The sequence below is a fragment of the Mycobacterium sp. 050128 genome, from assembly GCF_036409155.1.
Classification (GTDB): Bacteria; Actinomycetota; Actinomycetes; order Mycobacteriales; family Mycobacteriaceae; genus Mycobacterium.
The window spans coordinates 233,524-250,840 of sequence record NZ_JAZGLW010000001.1; the positions used below are offsets into that span (position 1 = coordinate 233,524).

Consider the following 17,317-nt stretch of genomic DNA (forward strand, 5'->3'; position numbering starts at 1 on the left):
GCCTGAGCCGCGGCGACGTCGCCCTGCAGATCGCGACGAAGATCTAGCGCTACCCAGGCAGCACCGGAGCAGCGCCACCGGTCATCAAGCCCGGCACGTCGGACCAGGTTTGCTGGCTTTCCGGCGCCGACGCCGAATACTGCAGCACGCCCTGCGGTGCCGCGACGTAGACGGTCGACGGGTTGGCCGCGATCGCGGTCAGCGGGATCTGCAAACCGTGTGCGGGGGCGTCGGAGTTCACCCCGTCGAGGTTCACGTATGAGACCGGATGGGCGAGGTCGTTGCGGGTCACCACCATGTCGTCGCCGGTGCGCCAGTACAGGGACACCACCGAATTGCCCAGCCCGAAACCCAATCGCCGGGGATAGGTCAGCGCATATTGCCCGGCCTGGGTCTGCTCCACACCGGCGAGAATGACCATGCCGCCGATCACCATCGCCGCGCGCGTGCCGTCGCGTGACAGTTGCAAGTCACTGATCGGGCCCGGGAACTTGCTCGCCACCGCCCCGGAATCCACCGGCAGGCGAGCGGGTTGCCCGGATGCCGGTTCCTGGATGGCCCGCAGCACGTTATTGCCGTCCACCACCACCCAGACCGCGTCGTCCAGCGCCCAGCTGGGGCGCGTCAGGCTGTGTCCGTCGGCGGATTGCACCGCCTCGCCACCGAGATCACCGATCCACAGCGACTCGGCCATGTCCGGGGCGCCGCGGTGCAGCGTCACGACGGACGCCACCTGCCGGCCGCTGCGGGACAGCGCCGCGAGCGTCTGATCGCCCATCCGGCCGAATGCGCCGTTCACCGTGGTGGTCCGCTGCCCGTCCAGGCCGACCAGCGATCCGTTGATCAGCGCGTGCAGCCCCGCGCCGGCACCGTCGGCCGCACCCGGGTCGGTGGCGGCGACGTCGGAGGTCGTCCACCCTTCGGCGAACCTGTCGTCCAGCGGTGCGCCGTCGGCATAAATCACATACGGACCTCTGATGTCGGCTCTGGCCAGCGTCCAAATGATCTGTGCGGCAAGCAATTGCCTACTGTGCGGATCGGTGGTGGACAGCTTCTGCAAATCGATGCGCGCGCCGCCGTAGCCTCGACCGATCCCGTTCTTGCCGCCGTCGGCCCGGGTCACCGGCCCGCGCAGGCGCAGCGGCGGGGCGAGCAGGTTGCGAACCGTGTGCGCCATCTCGGGCCGGGGCCCGGCCAGCAGCTTGGAGATGAGTTCGGTGGGCAGCTGATCGTGATCGGAGACCGCGACATAGCGCGGATCGGGCACCACCGTCTTACCGGTCGGATCGGCGAAGTAGAGCGTATTGCGCTTGTAGGTGGATTGAAACTGTTGCCAGTCTAGGAAAACACCGTTGGGCAGCTTGTCGATTCGCCAGCCACCGGACGTCTTGACCAGCTCGATCGGCCCGGGGTCGGGCAGCACACCCTCGGCCGTTTCGAACACCCCGACGTCGGACAGCGAGCCCAGGATGTCGGCCCGCATCGTCGCCGAAACACGTTCTGCACCACGGGTTTCGACGAACACCACGTGGTCGATCAGCAGTGCGCTACCGGCGTCGTCCCAGGCATTGGATGCCGACTGGGTGAGGAACTGCCGCGCCGCCAGATGCCGGTTGGCCGGATCGGCTGTGGCCTTGAGGAATTCGCGCAGCAACACGTCGGGATCCATGCCGGGGGTCGGCTTGGGCAGATTCGACGGGGCGGGCCGCTCGACGGTGCCGATGGCCTGCGGCGCCGAGGTACTGGGAATCCCCGCGCAGCCGGCGAGCAGCACCGCCAGCAGTGCGACGAGGAGCCGCATCACACGCCCCTTTCGGCGTGCTCATGTTGGCGCGAACGCTCTTTGCCGGCCGATTGCCCGGGCTCCCCGGCCGGCGGCGCCGGCTGCGGGATCGGCTTCATCGGCAACGGGCTGGTGGTGACCTTGTGGCCGCGGACCAGCGGAAGCGTCAGCCGGAAACAGGCGCCCTGACCGGGCTCACCCCACGCCTCCAGCCGGCCCTGGTGCAGGCGCGCGTCCTCGACGCTGATCGCGAGACCCAGCCCGGTTCCGCCGGAGCGCCGCACCCGCGACGGGTCCGAGCGCCAGAACCTGCTGAACACCAGCTTCTCCTCGCCGGGCCGCAGCCCCACCCCGTAGTCGCGGACGGTGACGGCGACGGTGTCTTCGTCGACGCCCATCCGGATGCGCACCGGTTTGTGCTCGGCATGGTCGATGGCGTTGGCGATCAGATTGCGCAGGATCCGCTCCACCCGCCGCGGATCGACTTCGGCGATTACCTCTTCGTCGGGCATGTCCACGACCAGCTCGATGCCGGCGTCCTCGGAAAGGTGGCCGACGTTACCCAGCGCTTTCTGCACGGTCGTGCGCAAGTCGACCGCCTCCACGGACAATTCGGCCACACCGGCGTCGTGCCGGGAAATTTCCAGCAGGTCGTTGAGCAGGGTCTCGAAGCGATCTAGCTCGTTGACCATCAGCTCGGTGGAGCGTTGCAGGGTGGGGTCCAGCTCGGAGCTGTGGTCGTAGATCAGGTCGGCGGCCATTCGCACCGTGGTCAGCGGCGTACGAAGTTCGTGGCTGACATCGGAGGTGAACCGGCGCTGCAGGTTGCCGAACTCCTCGAGCTGGGTGATCTGCCGCGACAGACTCTCGGCCATGTCGTTGAACGACACCGCCAACCGCGCCATGTCGTCTTCACCGCGTACCGGCATGCGTTCGGACAAATGCCCGTCGGCGAACCGTTCGGCGATCCGCGACGCCGACCGCACCGGCACCACCACCTGCCGCGATACCAGCAGTGCGATTCCGGCCAGCAGTACCAGCAGCACCGCCCCACCGGTGATCATCGTGCCGCGCACCAGCCTGATCGTGGCCTGCTCACTGGCCAGCGGGAAGATCAGGTACAGCTCCAGGTTGGCCACCTGCGACGACGCCGGCGTGCCGACGATCAGCGCCGGTCCCGAAAAGCCTTCGGTGTGCACCGTGGCGTATTGGTAGGCCGCCTGCCCCGCCTTGACGAAGCCACGCAACGAGGCGGGCACCTGGTCGACCGGCCCGGCGGCGGTCGCGGCGCGCGGGCCGTCACCGGGCACCATCAGCACCACGTCGAACGCCCCGGCAAGGCCGGGACCGGACGCCGGATCGGTTTTCGAGGTCAACGTGTTGCGGGCCAGCTGCAGGCTGCTGTCCAGCGAGCGGGTCTCCTCACCGTTGACGATCCCGCCGACGGTGCCGCGCGCCCGCTCGATCTGCTCGATACCCGCCTTGACCTTGACGTCAAGAACGCGGTTGGTGACCTGGCTGGTCAGCACGAAGCCGAGCGCCAGGATCACCGCCAACGACAGCCCGAGAGTCAACGCCACGACTCGCAGCTGCAGCGAGCGGCGCCAGGCAATGCCGACGGCTCGACTCAACGCACTCATGCCCCGAGTCATGGGACCGGTGCGTCCCCAGCGGTGACCGTGAATACGTCGCCGCGAGCCCCAGATCAATGGCGGCGCTCCTCAGCATCGTGATGTCTTACACCGGCGCCGCCGCGGATCACGGAGGTCCGGCCTTGTAACCCACTCCTCGAACGGTTAACACCACAGTCGGGTTCTCGGGGTCTTTCTCGACCTTGGCCCGCAGGCGCTGGACGTGCACATTCACCAAGCGGGTGTCCGCTGGATGACGGTAGCCCCACACCTGTTCGAGCAGTACATCACGAGTAAACACCTGGCGCGGTTTGCGTGCCAGCGCGACCAGCAGGTCGAACTCCAGCGGGGTCAGCGAGATCTGCTCGCCGTTGCGGGTGACCTTGTGCGCCGGCACGTCGATCTCGACGTCGGCGATGGAGAGCATCTCGGCCGGCTCGTCGTCGTTGCGCCGCAGCCGCGCCCGCACCCGGGCCACCAGCTCCTTCGGCTTGAACGGCTTCATGATGTAGTCGTCGGCGCCCGACTCCAGGCCGAGCACCACATCCACGGTGTCGGTCTTGGCGGTCAGCATCACGATCGGAACGCCGGAGTCGGCGCGCAACACCCGGCATACGTCGATGCCGTTCATACCGGGCAACATCAGGTCGAGCAGCACCAGGTCGGGCCGCAGTTCGCGCACCGCGGTCAGAGCCTGCGTGCCATCACCGATGACCGCAGTGTCGAAACCCTCCCCACGAAGAACGATGGTCAGCATCTCCGCGAGCGAAGCGTCGTCGTCGACGACCAAAATCCTTTGCCTCATGGAGTCCATGGTGTCACCAGATCGGGACAAAACTCGGGCGCCACACGGGCGTTTCGTATTGAATACGGGCAAACCGTGACAAATCTGTGCTATTCGGGGCCTATCCGGGGCCTATCAACGGTCAAATCGGCCGCCAGGCGCGCCGGATCGACGTTCGCGTCGACCACCAGCCATCGCCCGCCCCAGCCCGCGGCGGCCAGCCCGGCGTACACCGCGCGGGTGCGCTGCTGGAGCCCGTCGTCGCGCTCGTAGCTGTCGCGCGGACGGCCCGGATCGGACTCGGCCCGGCGCCGGGCCCGCTCCCCGGCGAGCTCGGCGGACACCCCGAGCAGCACCTGACAATCCGGGGCGGGCAGTCCGAGCCGCTGGAATTCCAACGCGTAGACCCAGGAAGCCGCGTCTCCGGAGGCGTCCTGGTGCAGGCGCGCGGCGCTGTAGGCCGCGTTGGAGGCGACGTAGCGATCGAGAATGAGCACGTCGTGGCTGCCACGCAGCTCCTCGATGTCGTCGGCCGCGCCGGCCCGGTCCAGCGCGAACAGCAGCGCCATCGCGTAGACCGACGTCGCGAGGTCGCCGTGCTCGCCGTGCAGCGCCTCGGCCGCGATGTCGGCGGTCACCGACTGCCCGTACCGGGGGAATGCCATCGTGGCCACCGACTTGCCGGCGGCTTCGAAGGCCTTGCGCAGCCCTTCGGTCAGCGTCCGCTTGCCGGAGCCGTCGACGCCCTCGATCGCGATCAGCACGGCGCGAGCCTAGTCTCACGTCGAGCGCCCGGCGGGCCGGGCACGCGGTACCGAACGCCCGGCTGGCCGGGCGTTCGGTTTCCGAGCTGAATCAGTAGCGGTAGTGGTCCGGCTTGAACGGGCCCTCGACGTCGACGCCCAGGTACTCGGCCTGGTCCTTGGTGAGCTTGGTCAGCTGACCGCCGAGCGCCTCGACGTGGATGCGGGCCACCTTCTCGTCGAGGTGCTTGGGCAGCCGGTAGACCTCGTTGTCGTACTCGTCGTTCTTGGTCCACAGCTCGATCTGCGCGATCGTCTGGTTGGCGAAGCTGTTGCTCATCACGAACGACGGGTGCCCGGTGGCGTTGCCCAGGTTCAGCAACCGACCCTCGGACAGCACGATGATCGCCTTGCCGGAATCCTTGAACGTCCACAGGTCGACCTGCGGCTTGATGTTGAGCTTCGTCGCCCCGGAGCGCTCCAGCGCGGCCATGTCGATTTCGTTGTCGAAGTGGCCGATGTTGCCCAGGATGGCGTGGTCCTTCATCGCCTTCATGTGCTCCAGCGAGATGATGTCCTTGTTGCCGGTCGCGGTGATGACGATGTCGGCGTCGGCGATGGCGTCCTCGACGGTCACCACGTCGAAGCCCTCCATCAGCGCCTGCAGCGCGTTGATCGGGTCGATCTCGGTGACGGACACCCGCGCACCCTGGCCCTTGGCGGCCTCGGCGCAGCCCTTACCCACGTCGCCGTAACCACAGATCAGCACGTTCTTGCCGCCGATCAGCGCGTCGGTGCCGCGGTTGATGCCGTCGAGCAGCGAGTGCCGGGTGCCGTACTTGTTGTCGAACTTGGACTTGGTGACCGAGTCGTTGACGTTGATCGCCGGGAACGCCAGGTCGCCGGCTGCCGCGAACTGGTAGAGGCGCAGCACGCCGGTGGTGGTCTCCTCGGTGACACCCTTGACGGACTCGGAGATCTTGGTCCACTTGGTCTTGTCGGTCTCGAAGCGGCTCCGCAGCACGCTCAGGAAGACCTTCCATTCCGCGGAGTCGTCGTCCTCGGCGGGCGGCACCACGCCGGCCTTCTCGTACTGCGCGCCCCGCAGCACCATCATGGTCGCGTCGCCGCCGTCGTCCAGGATCATGTTGGCCGGCTCGCCCTCCCAGGTGAGCATCTGCTCGGCGCACCACCAGTACTCCTCGAGCGACTCGCCCTTCCACGCGAACACCGGTACGCCCTTGGGCTCCTCCGGGGTGCCGTGCGGTCCGACGACGACCGCGGCCGCGGCGTGGTCCTGGGTGGAGAAGATGTTGCAGGAGGCCCAGCGGACCTCGGCGCCCAGCGAGGTCAGCGTCTCGATCAGCACGGCGGTCTGCACGGTCATGTGCAGCGAGCCCGAGATGCGCGCGCCCTTCAACGGCTGCACGTCGGCGTACTCGCGACGCAGCGACATCAGGCCGGGCATCTCGTATTCGGCCAGGTCAAGCTCTTTGCGGCCGAATTCTGCGAGCGACAGATCGGCGATCTTGAAGTCGATGCCGTTTACAACGTCGGGCGTCAGAGTCATGGCGTGTCGGTATCCTTTTGCGGCTCAGGGGGCTCAAGTATGAGCGGACGGGCGTTTAGTTAGCTTCGGTACGCTCTTCCGCCACTGTAGTCGTTGACGTTTTCGGGCCGACGGCCCCTGCAGGTCAGGGGACGTTGATGACGCCGTGACGCTCCGCAAAGGGCGTCATCAGACGGGCGAGATCCTGTGCGACGTCGTGACTCGCCTCCGGCGGCATCGACACATAACTCAATGCGAGCCGCACGATGGCGCGCGCCAGCACGCCGGCGTCCTCGTCGCTGGTGGCCACCCAGCTGTGGGTGAAGGCCAATGTCAGCCGCTCCGACGCCCGGGTGATGATGGGCCCGCTGTCGGTGGTGATGATCTGCAGCAGATCGGGCTTGGCGACGCCGGTCAGCAGTGAGATCACCAACGGGTCCGACGCCGACTCCGAGAAGAAGGCACGAAAGCCCTGCAGAAACGCCTCATAGACGTGGCCGACATTCGCATCGATAGCGGAGTGGACCGCGTCGACCAGGCGATCGGCCAGGCGCAGGGCGTACCCCTGCGCCAGACCCTGCCGCGAGCCGAACTCGTTGTAGATGGTCTGGCGGCTGATACCGGCGGCCTTCGCCACGTCGGCGAGAGTGATCGAGGACCAGTCCCGCGTCAGCAGCAAGTCGCGCATCGCGTCCAACACCGAGTTGCGCAGCAGATCGCGCGACGCCTCGGCGTATGGAATCCGCTTCACAGGCGCGACAATATCGGTTTTTACGGCGCTCAGGGCCTTGCCACCTCCACCATCTCGAAGTCGGATTTTGCCGCGCCGCAGTCCGGGCAGCTCCAGTCGTCCGGAATCTCGTCCCACCGGGTGCCGGGGGCGATGCCGTCCTCCGGCCAGCCCTTCGCCTCGTCGTACTCGAATCCACACTGGACGCAGATGAAAAGCTTGTAGTCCGTCATTTCGTTGCTCCTATCGTTTCGAAGTCGACCTTCTCGAGCACCGCACAATCGGGGCAGCACCAGTCGTCGGGGATGTCGGCAAACGGCGTGCCCGGCCGAAAGCCTTCCCGCGGCGCCCCTTTCGTCTCGTCGTAGATGTAGTCGCAGCCTGGGCAGCGGTAGGCGGTCATGCCGGCACCCCGTATTTCGCCATTACCTTGTCACGCATCCGCGGGTGAACGTTGACCTTGGTGATGTCGCCGTCGTAGTGCGCCAGCACGCGGCGGTCCATCACCTTGCGCCACACCGGCGGGAAGTAGGTCAGCGCGATCATCGACGCGTATCCGCTCGGCAGGTTGGGCGCGCCTTCCATGCTGCGCAACGTCTGATACCGCCGGGTGGGGTTGGCGTGGTGATCGCTGTGCCGCTGCAGGTGGTAGAGGAACAGGTTGGTGACGATGTGGTCGGAGTTCCAGCTGTGCACCGGCGCGCAACGCTCGTAGCGACCGTTCGCGGTCTGCTGCCGCAGCAGGCCGTAGTGCTCCAGGTAGTTGACGGTTTCCAGCAGCGAGAAGCCGAACACCGCCTGGATGACGATGAACGGGATCACGCCGACGCCGAAGAACGCGATCAGCGCGCCGAACAGCACTACCGACAGCGCCCAAGCGTTGAGCACGTCGTTGGACGCATAGGTCCTGGGGTCCCAGGGGCTGCGGCCGAGCCGGCGGATCCGCTGCGCCTCGAGATGAACCGATGAGCGCAGGCTGCCGAACACGCTGCGGGGCAGGAACTCCCAGAAGGTCTCGCCGAAGCGGGCCGACGCCGGGTCCTCGGGGGTGGAGACGCGCACGTGGTGGCCGCGGTTGTGCTCGATGTAGAAGTGGCCGTAGGCGGTCTGCGCCAGGGTGATCTTGGACAGCCAGCGCTCCAGCGAGTCCTTCTTATGCCCCATCTCGTGCGCGGTGTTGATGCCGACGCCGCCGAGCACACCGACCGACAGCGCGACGCCGATCTTTCCGAACCAGCCCAGGCCGCCGTCGGGTCCGGTTTCGAAGCCCAGCCAGTGCAGGTCCGACGCGGTGAACAGGTAGGCGCCCAGCACGACGCTGAGGTACTGGAACGGGATGTAGATGTAGGTGCAGAAGCGGTAATACTTGTCGTTCTCCAGCCGCTCCATCACCTCGTCGGGCGGGTTCTGCCCGTCGGGCCCGAACCGCAGGTCCAGGATCGGCAGCAGGATGTAGAGCAGGATCGGCCCGATCCACATCGGCACCTGGGCGGCGCCGTGCCAGCCGAATTGGTTCAGTCCCCAGACGATCGGCAGCATCACGAACAACGCCGTCGGCGGGATCAGGCCCATCAGCCACAGATAGCGCTTCTTGTCGCGCCACTGGGCAGCACCGAGTTCTTCGGCCGCCTGGATCTGAGTGGTCATATGCCAAACCTCCTTGTGAGTCACACCACGTTGAGATTGGACAATACCGCTGTTTGCGTCCTCTGTCTAGACAAAGGACGCTATTTTGTAAAGCAGACGGCTATGCCTGCTGAGCGGCCTGCCGATGCCCCTGGATGGAGTGCCGGTATCCGTAGCCGAGATAGATCGCGGTCCCCACCACCAGCCACACGCCGAACCGGACCCAGGTCAGTGCGGTGAGGTTGACCATCAGCCAGATGCACGCGCAAATCGAGGCGATCGGGAGCAGCGGCACCCACGGCGCCCGGAACCCGCGCTCCAGGTCCGGTCGGGTGCGGCGCAGGACGACGACGCCGGCGGAGACCAGCGCGAACGCGAACAGCGTCCCGACGTTGACCATCTCCTCGAGCTTGCTGATCGGGAAGACTGATGCGGTCGCCGCGATCACCAGCGCGACCAACACGGTGATCCGGACCGGCGTCCCGCGTGAGCCGGTCTTGGCCAGCGACCGCGGCAACAAGCCGTCGCGCGCCATCGCGAACAGCACCCGGCACTGCCCCAGCACCAGCACCATCACGACGGTGGTCAACCCGGCCAGTGCGCCGATGGCGATGATCTTGCTCGCCCACTGGATCCCGTTCGCCGTGAATGCGGTGGCCAGGTTTGCCGGCTTGCCGCCGGGGACGGTCTGGAGCTGGGTGTAGGACACCATGCCGGACAACACGACGGAGACGGCGACATAGAGAACGGTCACGACGGCCAGCGACGCCAGAATCCCGCGCGGCACGTCGCGCTGCGGGTGTTTGGTCTCCTCGGCCATCGTCGCGACGATGTCGAACCCGATGAATGCGAAGAACACGATCGAAGCCCCGGCCAGCACGCCGTACCACCCGTAGTGGCTGCTGTGCGCCCCGGTGAGCAGCGACAGCACCGACTGATTGATGCCGCTCGCCTCGTGCCCGGCTTCCGGCTTCGGGATGAACGGCGAGTAGTTGGAGCCTTTGATGTAGAAGACGCCCACCAGCACGACGAAGATGACCACCGACACCTTGATGGCGGTGATCACCGCCGAAACCCTTGACGACACTTTGGTGCCCGACGCGACCAGGGTCGCCACCACGGCGACGATCAGCAGCGCGCCCCAGTCGACGCTGTACGACCCCACGTTGACTGTGCCACCGCCGAAACCGAATACGGTGCCGAGATAACTGGACCAGCCCTTGGACACCACGGCGGCACCAATTGCCAACTCCAGCAACAGATTCCAGCCGATGATCCACGCTAAGAACTCACCAAAGGTGGCATAGGAGAAGGTGTACGCGCTGCCCGCGACGGGCAGCGTCGAGGCGAATTCGGCGTAGCACAGCGCCGCCAGCGCGCAGGTGATGGCGGCGATCAGGAACGAGATCCAAATCGCGGGGCCGGTGATATCACCGGCGGTCGATGCGGTGACCGTGAAGATGCCGGCGCCGATCACCACGGCGACGCCGAAGACCATCAGGTCCCACCAGGTGAGGACCTTGCGGAGTCGAGTGTCTGGCTCGTCGGTGTCCTCGATGGACTGTTCGACTGACTTAGTACGCCATCGGTTGGACATATGCCTCCTTCTCGCTACCGTCAGAAATCATTGGACCGCACAGTACTGGGTACTCCCCCCGAATGCCGGACTGCGCAGCCACGCGAGACCACGCAATAGTGATAGGCGCGAGCATCGCGGGTTTGTGCGCCGCCCGGGTGCTTGCTGACTGGTATTCGCAGGTCAGCGTCTATGAGCGCGATGAACTGCCGAGCACCCCGGCAAATCGCGCGACGATTCCGCAGGACCGGCATCTGCATCTGCTGATGGCGCGCGGGGCCCACGAATTCGACTCGTTGTTCCCGGGTCTGCTCAAGGACATGGTGGCCGCGGGTGTGCCGATGCTGGAAAACCGCCCGGACTGCATCCACCTGGGCGCGGCGGGCCATGTCCTCGGGACGGGCCACACGCTGCGCGACGAATTCACCGCATACGTGCCCAGCCGGCCACATCTCGAGTGGCAGTTGCGCAGCCGCGTCCGCGACATCGACAACGTCACGATCCTGCGCCGATCCGTCGCCGAACCGCGGTTCGACCCGGCGCGACAGCGGGTGACCGGTGTGGTGCTGGACCCCAAGGACGAGGTCGGCGGCGAGCCGGAATTCGTGCCTGCCGATCTGGTGGTCGACGCGGCGGGCCGGGGCACCCGGCTGCCGGTGTGGTTGACGCAGTGGGGATACGAGCGGCCCATCGAGGAGACCCTGGACATCGGCATCAACTACGCCAGTCACCAGTTCCGCATCCCCGAGGGATTGATCCCGGAGAAGGTGGTGGTGGCGGGCGCCTCCCACGACCAGTCGTTGGGGATGGGCATGCTGTGCTACGAGGACGGCACCTGGGTGCTGACCACCTTCGGGGTGGCCGGCGCGAAGCCGCCGACGACGTTCCCGGAAATGGTCGCGCTGGCCATCGAGCTGCTCCCGGCGCACTTCACCGAGGCGCTGACCCACGCCAAACCGCTTGGTGCACCGGCGTTTCACGCCTTTCCGACCAGCAGATGGCGCCGCTATGACAAGCTGGACCGCTTCCCGGCCGGCATCATCCCGTTGGGCGACGCCGTGGCCAGCTTCAATCCCACCTTCGGGCAGGGCATGACGATGACGTCGCTGCAGGCCGGTCATCTGCGGCGGGCATTGCGGTCCGCGGACGAAGACCTGGCCGGCGAGCTCAGCCGGGCGACCGCCAAGACGACTTATCCGGTGTGGACGATGAACGCGATCGGCGACGTCGCTTTTCACCACGCCGGCGCCAATGCTCCGATCCCCTGGTGGTGGCGGCCGTCGGGAGCGCTGTTCGACCAATTCCTCGGAGCCGCCGAGACCGAACCCGTTCTCGCCGAATGGTTTTTGCGCCGATTCTCGCTGCTCGACAGCCTCTATATGGTTCCACCGCCGCGGATCGTCGGCCGGACCATCGCGCACAACCTACGGCTGTGGCTGCGCGAGCGCCGCGAGGCGCGTCAGGCCGCCAAGGGTCGGGCCGTCACAAGCCTACGGTCGCCCTGAACAACTTGGCCGGCTGGTGCGCGACCAGCCCCACCGGTCCGTCGTCGGCCGCGACCCATGCCGCCATCCCGCGCTCCAGCACCAGTGACCCGGATTTGCCGTGCACGACCGCGGAACCCTCGGCGCACAACAGGATCTGCGGACCGTCATGGTTTGGTGACGCGTCGACCTCGTGGCCGAGGTGTTCGCCCTCGAGGGTCAGCAGTGCCACCGCGAACTCGTCGGCCGGGGTGTCGTAGACAAGCCCCAGGCCCTCGCGGTGCACGGACGGCCGCAGCTGCGCCTCGGCGGTGGGTGCGAAGTCCAGCACCCGCAGCAACTCGGGCACGTCGACGTGCTTGGGGGTCAGCCCGCCGCGTAACACGTTGTCGGAGTTCGCCATTACCTCGATCGCGAACCCGCGCAGATAGGTGTGCAGGTTGCCGGCCGGGATGTAGAGCGCCTCGCCCGCGACCAGAGTGATCCGGTTGAGCAACAACGACGCCAGCACTCCGGCGTCCCCGGGGTAGCGTTCGCCGAGTTCGAGCACCGCCTTGGCCTCGGCCGCGAATTCCGTTGCGCCGGAACTGACGTACTGGATGGCGCCGTCGATCACCGCGGACACCAGCACGTCGATGTCGGGCTGCGGTGCGGTGATCCAGGTGGTGAACAGCGCGCGTAGACCGTCGGCGTCGGACTGGTCGTGCAGCAATTCGATGTAGGGGTCGAGGTCGGTGACGGCCAGCGCCCGCAGCAACTCGATGGTGACCGCGGCCTGGCGGAATCCGGCGAGTGCCTCGAATGAGTGCAGAGCCACCAACAATTCGGGCTTGTGCGACGTGTCGCGGTAGTTGCGGACCGGCGACGCCACCGGAATGCCCAACTTTTCCTCGCGCAGGTAGCCCTCGATTGCCTGTTCGGCGCTGGGATGGGCCTGCAGCGACAGCGGTTCGTCGGCGGCGAGCACCTTGACCAGGAACGGCAGCACGTCGCCGAACCGTTCGCGCGAGGCGGAGCCGAGCTGTCCTTCCGGATCGGCGGTCACCGCCTCCAGCAAGGAGAGTTCGCCATGCTCGGTTTCCAGGAAGGCTGGATCCCCCGGATGCGCGCCGAACCAGAGCTCGGCCTCGGGGTGGGCCGCGGGCACTGGACGCCCGGTGAATTCTGCGATGGCCGTACGCGACCCCCATGCGTACGTCCGTATCGCACCGCGAAGCAGTTCCACTTGTCTATCTATCCCCGCACCAGTCGTAAGTAAACGGCAGCCATCTCCAGCCGAACGGCCAATACTGCCAGTTGCTGTTCGGGGCGGGCCGCGCCTCCCGGGGCCACCGCCCCGACCAGGCCGCCGGACCCGCCCACGCCGCCGGGTGCTTCGGGCACGTCGTGCGCCGCGATCAGGTACACCTCGTCCAGCCCGGCCACCCGAGCGGCCAACACTGTCCGGTCGCCGGCCAGCGTGAACGCCAGCACCCGCATCCGCTCGGGCAGCGGCCCGTCGATTTGTTCGTCGTGAAAGAGCGCATCCACCGACGGGGGGCCATCACCGAAATGGACGGGCTCGCGCAGCGCCACCACCGCATCGGCCAGCCCGGTGGCGGCGACCACCTGGTGCGCGATCCGCAGTAGCTGCGAACTGCCATGCCGGGCCAGCGCCAGCGTCGCGGGAGAGTCACCTGCCAGTGCCACCGGGTGGTGCGACAAGCGCGCGGCGATGATCTTGGCCGGGTTGGTGAATACGTCACGGCTCGCGCTGTTGCGCAGCGCTTCGGCGTCCAGCTCGTCGGCGAGCGCCGGCAGATCGATGTCCAGTCGCGGGTCCACGGTATGCAGCGTCGCCAAGCCGGCGGCCAGGTACCGGCACAGGCCGAACTCGTCGGGAAACCGCAACCGTGGGGCGAGCACCGCGGCGCGGCCGGCCGTGGTGTCGCGCAGCGGACCTTCGTACGGCGCGACGACGGCAATTCGCGCACCGCGGCGCACCCCGGTCGCGGCGGCTCCGACGAGAGCCGGGTCGCCGGGGTCGTCGCCGGCGACGATCAGCACGTCGAGCGGGCCTATCCACGGCGGGGCCTCCCCGACGATTGCGATCGGCGCGGACGCCGCGCCGCCCTGCGTCGCGGCCAGCATCGCCCCGGCCGTCTCGGCGGTGCCCTGCCCGGCCACCCAGATCACGCTGCGTGGCCGGTCGCCGGTGCGCAGCGAGTCCAGCTCACCTTCCTCGACCGCGGCGGCAATGGCGCGCACCTGCGCACCGGCCGAGGAGGCGGACCGCAACAGGCCCCGCCGGTCGGCGGCGATCAGGCCGTCGGTGTCTTCGAGATCGATCGCCCGGGTGACGTTCACGGCACACTCTCATTGCGCTGCACCTGGCCGGCGATTCCGGCGCTGATCTCGGCGACCATCGCCTCGACGTCCTCGGTGGTGCGGCCCTCCGCGTTCAGTCGCAACAACGGCTCGGTGTTGGAGGTGCGCAGGTTGAACCAGCTGCCGTCGCCCAGATCCACCGTCACCCCGTCCATGTGGTCGATGGAGTGGATCCGGCTGCCGAACGACTTCAACACGGCGTCCACGCACTGCGCGGCGTCGGCCACCTTGAAATTGATCTCACCGGACGCCTCGTAACGCTGATAGTCCGCGGTCAGCTCGGACAGCGGCCGGTCCTGCTCGCCGAGCGCGGCCAGTACATACAGCGCGGCCAGCATCCCTGAGTCGGCGCCCCAGAAATCACGGAAGTAATAGTGCGCGGAATGCTCGCCGCCGAAGATCGCACCGGTTTCGGCCATCAGCGCCTTGATATAGGAGTGTCCGACCCGCGAGCGCAACGGAGTACCGCCGCGCTCGGCGACCAGCTCGGGCACCGCCCGCGACGTGATCAGATTGTGGATGACGGTGGCGCCGATTTCCCGGCCGATCTCGCGCGCGGCAACCAGGCTCGTCACCGTCGACGGAGAAACCGGCATCCCGCGCTCGTCGATCACGAAGCACCGGTCGGCGTCGCCGTCGAAGGCCAATCCGATGTCGGCGCCGGTTTCGCGGACGTAGAACTGCAGATCCAGCAGGTTAGCCGCGTCCAGCGGGTTGGCCTCGTGATTCGGAAACGACCCGTCGAGCTCGAAATACAACGGCAACAACGTGATCGAGTCGATCGGGCCGAGCACCGACGGTGCGGTATGACCGGCCATGCCGTTGCCGGCGTCGACCGCCACCCGCAGCGGCCGTAAGCCGGACGTCGCCACCAGGGACCGCAGGAACTCGCCGTAGTCGGAGAGCACATCGCGGTCGGTGCTGGTCCCCGGCTTCCCGTCGTAGTCGGCGACTCCGGCGATCACGTGTTCGGAGATCACTTTCAGCCCGGTCTCCGCACCGACCGGTTTCGCGCCGGCCCGGCAGAGCTTGATGCCGTTGTAAGCGGCGGGGTTGTGGCTGGCGGTGAATATCGCGCCGGGGCAATCGAGTGACCCCGAGGCGAAATACAGCTGGTCGGTGGAGGCCAACCCGATCCGCACCACGTCCAGGCCCTGGTTGGTCACCCCGGCCGCGAAGGCAGCGGCGAGCGACGGCGAGCTATCGCGCATGTCGTGTCCGATCACCACGCGTTGCGCGCCCTCGCCGCGCATCAACGCGGCGAACGCTGCCCCGACATCGGCGACCAGCGACTCGTCGATCTCTTCGCCGACCAGCCCACGGATGTCATAAGCCTTGATGACACGGTGGACAGTCGCGGCGGGCCGAGACATGCGGGCCTCCTTGACGCCATGGATTGATTTGCCTCTTGGCGTCAGCCTATCGGCCCGAGCGGTCCCCTAGTCGGACGGATCGGGCAACACCCGCAGATGCCCGCGACGGCGACCGGACCGTTTATCCGGCGGCGCGAACAGATGGCTGCTCGGCGCGGTGGCCTGGGCTCCGGTGTGGTGCAGATGCGGTTCGGCGGAGACATTTCCCGCTCGCGCGGGGAAGCCGTTCAACGGCATGCCGGTGCCGCCGGCGTGCGGCAAGGACGCCGCTGCCGCACCGCCTTCGCGCACGGCGTCGGCAAGCGCGACCAAGTCGTCTTCATCGGGATTCGTGGGCTCCGAATTCAGGGGGCCGGCATGGCGCACGAGATCCCAGCCGCGGGGGGCCGTGATGCGGCCGGCGTGGCCGACGCACAGGTCCCACGAATGCGGTTCGCGCGCGGTCGCGAGCGGGCCTACCACTGCCGTCGAGTCCGAATAGACGAACGTCAAGGTCGCCACGGCGTAATGCGGGCACCCTGGCCGGCAGCAGCGACGGGGAACGTTCACGTCGGAAAGGCTATCGTGGACAAACGCCACCGAAGCGCCGGACACGCGCATCCGTTCGTGCCACGATGTCCAACCGTTACCATCGGCGCGTGGGTGATTCGCGCAGTTTCCCGCGCAACGGACGGCCGTCGGGCCGAACGCCTGGGCACCGGGCAACTCGGCGCGGGCGCGATATGCGCGGTCCTTTGCTGCCGCCGACGGTGCCGGGGTGGCGCAGCCGGGCCGAGCGATTCGACATGGCGGTGCTCGAGGCCTACGAACCCATCGAGCGGCGCTGGCAATCACGAGTGTCGGAACTCGACGTGGCGGTCGACGAAATTCCGCGCATCGCCGCCAAGGACCCGGACAGCGTGCAGTGGCCGCCCGAGGTCGTCGCCGATGGACCGATCGCGCTGGCCCGCTTGATCCCCGCCGGGGTCGACGTCCGAGGAAATTCGACGCGGGCGCGAATTGTCTTGTTCCGCAAGCCCATCGAACGACGCGCTAAAGACACCGTCGAACTGGGCGACTTACTGCACGAGATCCTGGTGGCGCAGGTGGCCATCTACCTCGACGTCGAACCGACTGTCATCGACCCGACGATCGACGACGAATAACCCAAGCGGGTTCAGCGGTCAGATGATGCCGCGCTTGAGGCGGCGGCGCTCACGCTCGGAGAGGCCACCCCAGATGCCGAAGCGCTCGTCATGGGCCAGCGCGTACTCCAGGCATTCATGACGTACCTCGCAACCCAGGCAGATCTTCTTGGCTTCGCGAGTCGATCCGCCCTTCTCCGGGAAGAAGGCCTCCGGGTCGGTCTGCGCGCACAGCGCGCGGTCCTGCCATTGGTCCGGAGTGAGTTCGGGTTCCGGCAACGGCTCGGGCTCGAATGCGATTGGCGCATCAGGGACCACGGTCAAGTATGGCCGTGCAATCGGCGCCGGCGCGGAGCTGATCGTGGCGCGCTCAGTGCTTGGCATGACGCCCCGTAGGTGCTCGTAAGACATGCGTCGTACGCCTCCTCAGCTTGGTCTTTGAGAGAGTGGTTGTGTCCCGCTGTTCTGATGTAACAGACAATTCGAACAAGTGATCGAATCTCGGTCTGCGACACCGGAACCGGCCGGCCAACCGGGAAATGACACT

General features: G+C 67.1%; 17 protein-coding genes. 2 read left to right on the forward strand and 15 right to left on the reverse strand.

Features of this window, described 5'->3' with window-relative positions; translation table 11 throughout:
* Window positions 1-49: 49 nt before the first annotated feature.
* From lpqB to SKC41_RS01230, 10 genes are all read right to left on the reverse strand, one after another.
* Complete coding sequence (lpqB, locus tag SKC41_RS01185) at window positions 50-1,801, reverse strand: MtrAB system accessory lipoprotein LpqB (RefSeq protein WP_330975946.1); 1,752 nt, start codon at window positions 1,799-1,801, stop codon at window positions 50-52.
* On the reverse strand, window positions 1,801-3,492 hold the full coding sequence (gene mtrB / locus SKC41_RS01190; protein ID WP_330975947.1) for an MtrAB system histidine kinase MtrB: 1,692 nt from the start codon (window positions 3,490-3,492) through the stop codon (window positions 1,801-1,803). Before mtrB ends, lpqB begins: the two co-directional genes overlap by 1 nt.
* A 49-nt stretch (window positions 3,493-3,541) precedes the next feature.
* Entirely contained in the window at window positions 3,542-4,228 is a 687-nt protein-coding gene (gene mtrA, locus SKC41_RS01195; protein ID WP_007168097.1) for a two-component system response regulator MtrA, read from the reverse strand.
* Between the two features lie 80 nt (window positions 4,229-4,308).
* A complete protein-coding gene (locus tag SKC41_RS01200; RefSeq protein ID WP_330975948.1) occupies window positions 4,309-4,962 on the reverse strand; it encodes a dTMP kinase in 654 nt (217 codons plus the stop codon).
* A 91-nt stretch (window positions 4,963-5,053) separates the two neighbouring features.
* Window positions 5,054-6,511 (reverse strand): adenosylhomocysteinase, encoded by a 1,458-nt coding sequence (gene ahcY / locus SKC41_RS01205; RefSeq protein ID WP_330975949.1) that lies wholly within the window; start codon window positions 6,509-6,511, stop codon window positions 5,054-5,056.
* A gap of 124 nt (window positions 6,512-6,635) precedes the next feature.
* Complete coding sequence (alkX, locus tag SKC41_RS01210) at window positions 6,636-7,241, reverse strand: TetR family transcriptional regulator AlkX (protein WP_330975950.1); 606 nt, start codon at window positions 7,239-7,241, stop codon at window positions 6,636-6,638.
* Window positions 7,242-7,270: 29 nt separating this feature from the next.
* Window positions 7,271-7,453: a rubredoxin gene (locus SKC41_RS01215; RefSeq protein WP_085220026.1), complete on the reverse strand. Its 183-nt coding sequence runs from the start codon at window positions 7,451-7,453 to the stop codon at window positions 7,271-7,273.
* On the reverse strand, window positions 7,450-7,623 hold the full coding sequence (locus SKC41_RS01220) for a rubredoxin (RefSeq protein ID WP_330975951.1): 174 nt from the start codon (window positions 7,621-7,623) through the stop codon (window positions 7,450-7,452). Before SKC41_RS01220 ends, SKC41_RS01215 begins: the two co-directional genes overlap by 4 nt.
* Window positions 7,620-8,867, reverse strand: a complete 1,248-nt coding sequence (locus SKC41_RS01225) for an alkane 1-monooxygenase (protein WP_330975952.1) — start codon at window positions 8,865-8,867, stop codon at window positions 7,620-7,622. Before SKC41_RS01225 ends, SKC41_RS01220 begins: the two co-directional genes overlap by 4 nt.
* Before the next feature lie 100 nt (window positions 8,868-8,967).
* Window positions 8,968-10,443: an amino acid permease gene (locus SKC41_RS01230; RefSeq protein ID WP_330975953.1), complete on the reverse strand. Its 1,476-nt coding sequence runs from the start codon at window positions 10,441-10,443 to the stop codon at window positions 8,968-8,970.
* A gap of 95 nt (window positions 10,444-10,538) precedes the next feature.
* Between SKC41_RS01230 and SKC41_RS01235 the strand changes: the two genes are divergently transcribed.
* On the forward strand, window positions 10,539-11,927 hold the full coding sequence (locus SKC41_RS01235; protein WP_330978714.1) for an FAD-dependent oxidoreductase: 1,389 nt from the start codon (window positions 10,539-10,541) through the stop codon (window positions 11,925-11,927).
* Here the strand turns inward: SKC41_RS01235 and manA are convergent.
* From manA to SKC41_RS01255, 4 genes are all read right to left on the reverse strand, one after another.
* Window positions 11,905-13,131 carry a mannose-6-phosphate isomerase, class I gene (manA, locus tag SKC41_RS01240; protein WP_330975954.1) on the reverse strand — a complete coding sequence of 409 codons (1,227 nt, stop codon included), beginning with the start codon at window positions 13,129-13,131 and terminating at the stop codon, window positions 11,905-11,907. The genes SKC41_RS01235 and manA overlap by 23 nt on opposite strands.
* A gap of 8 nt (window positions 13,132-13,139) precedes the next feature.
* Window positions 13,140-14,252: a TobH protein gene (locus SKC41_RS01245; protein ID WP_330975955.1), complete on the reverse strand. Its 1,113-nt coding sequence runs from the start codon at window positions 14,250-14,252 to the stop codon at window positions 13,140-13,142.
* Complete coding sequence (locus SKC41_RS01250; protein ID WP_330975956.1) at window positions 14,249-15,646, reverse strand: phosphomannomutase/phosphoglucomutase; 1,398 nt, start codon at window positions 15,644-15,646, stop codon at window positions 14,249-14,251. Before SKC41_RS01250 ends, SKC41_RS01245 begins: the two co-directional genes overlap by 4 nt.
* Before the next feature lie 66 nt (window positions 15,647-15,712).
* Window positions 15,713-16,195 carry a DUF3499 domain-containing protein gene (locus SKC41_RS01255; RefSeq protein ID WP_330975957.1) on the reverse strand — a complete coding sequence of 161 codons (483 nt, stop codon included), beginning with the start codon at window positions 16,193-16,195 and terminating at the stop codon, window positions 15,713-15,715.
* 173 nt (window positions 16,196-16,368) lie between these two features.
* Here SKC41_RS01255 and SKC41_RS01260 point away from each other — a divergent pair, with 173 nt between their 5' ends.
* Window positions 16,369-16,791, forward strand: a complete 423-nt coding sequence (locus SKC41_RS01260) for a metallopeptidase family protein (RefSeq protein ID WP_330978715.1) — start codon at window positions 16,369-16,371, stop codon at window positions 16,789-16,791.
* A gap of 18 nt (window positions 16,792-16,809) precedes the next feature.
* On the opposite strand, the gene SKC41_RS01265 is transcribed toward SKC41_RS01260, so the two are convergent.
* A complete protein-coding gene (locus SKC41_RS01265; protein ID WP_330975958.1) occupies window positions 16,810-17,181 on the reverse strand; it encodes a WhiB family transcriptional regulator in 372 nt (123 codons plus the stop codon).
* Window positions 17,182-17,317 lie beyond the last annotated feature (136 nt).

Bases quoted from the DNA above. Each gene is read 5' to 3' on its own strand.
- lpqB (WP_330975946.1), bottom strand. From the start codon at position 1,801: ATGCGGCTCCTCGTCGCACTGCTGGCGGTGCTGCTCGCCGGCTGCGCG.
- SKC41_RS01225 (WP_330975952.1), bottom strand. From the start codon at position 8,867: ATGACCACTCAGATCCAGGCGGCCGAAGAACTCGGTGCTGCCCAGTGG.
- SKC41_RS01260 (WP_330978715.1), top strand. From the start codon at position 16,369: ATGCGCGGTCCTTTGCTGCCGCCGACGGTGCCGGGGTGGCGCAGCCGG.
- SKC41_RS01215 (WP_085220026.1), bottom strand. From the start codon at position 7,453: ATGACGGACTACAAGCTTTTCATCTGCGTCCAGTGTGGATTCGAGTAC.
- ahcY (WP_330975949.1), bottom strand. From the start codon at position 6,511: ATGACTCTGACGCCCGACGTTGTAAACGGCATCGACTTCAAGATCGCC.
- mtrA (WP_007168097.1), bottom strand. From the start codon at position 4,228: ATGGACTCCATGAGGCAAAGGATTTTGGTCGTCGACGACGACGCTTCG.
- SKC41_RS01220 (WP_330975951.1), bottom strand. From the start codon at position 7,623: ATGACCGCCTACCGCTGCCCAGGCTGCGACTACATCTACGACGAGACG.
- SKC41_RS01250 (WP_330975956.1), bottom strand. From the start codon at position 15,646: ATGTCTCGGCCCGCCGCGACTGTCCACCGTGTCATCAAGGCTTATGAC.
- SKC41_RS01265 (WP_330975958.1), bottom strand. From the start codon at position 17,181: ATGTCTTACGAGCACCTACGGGGCGTCATGCCAAGCACTGAGCGCGCC.
- SKC41_RS01230 (WP_330975953.1), bottom strand. From the start codon at position 10,443: ATGTCCAACCGATGGCGTACTAAGTCAGTCGAACAGTCCATCGAGGAC.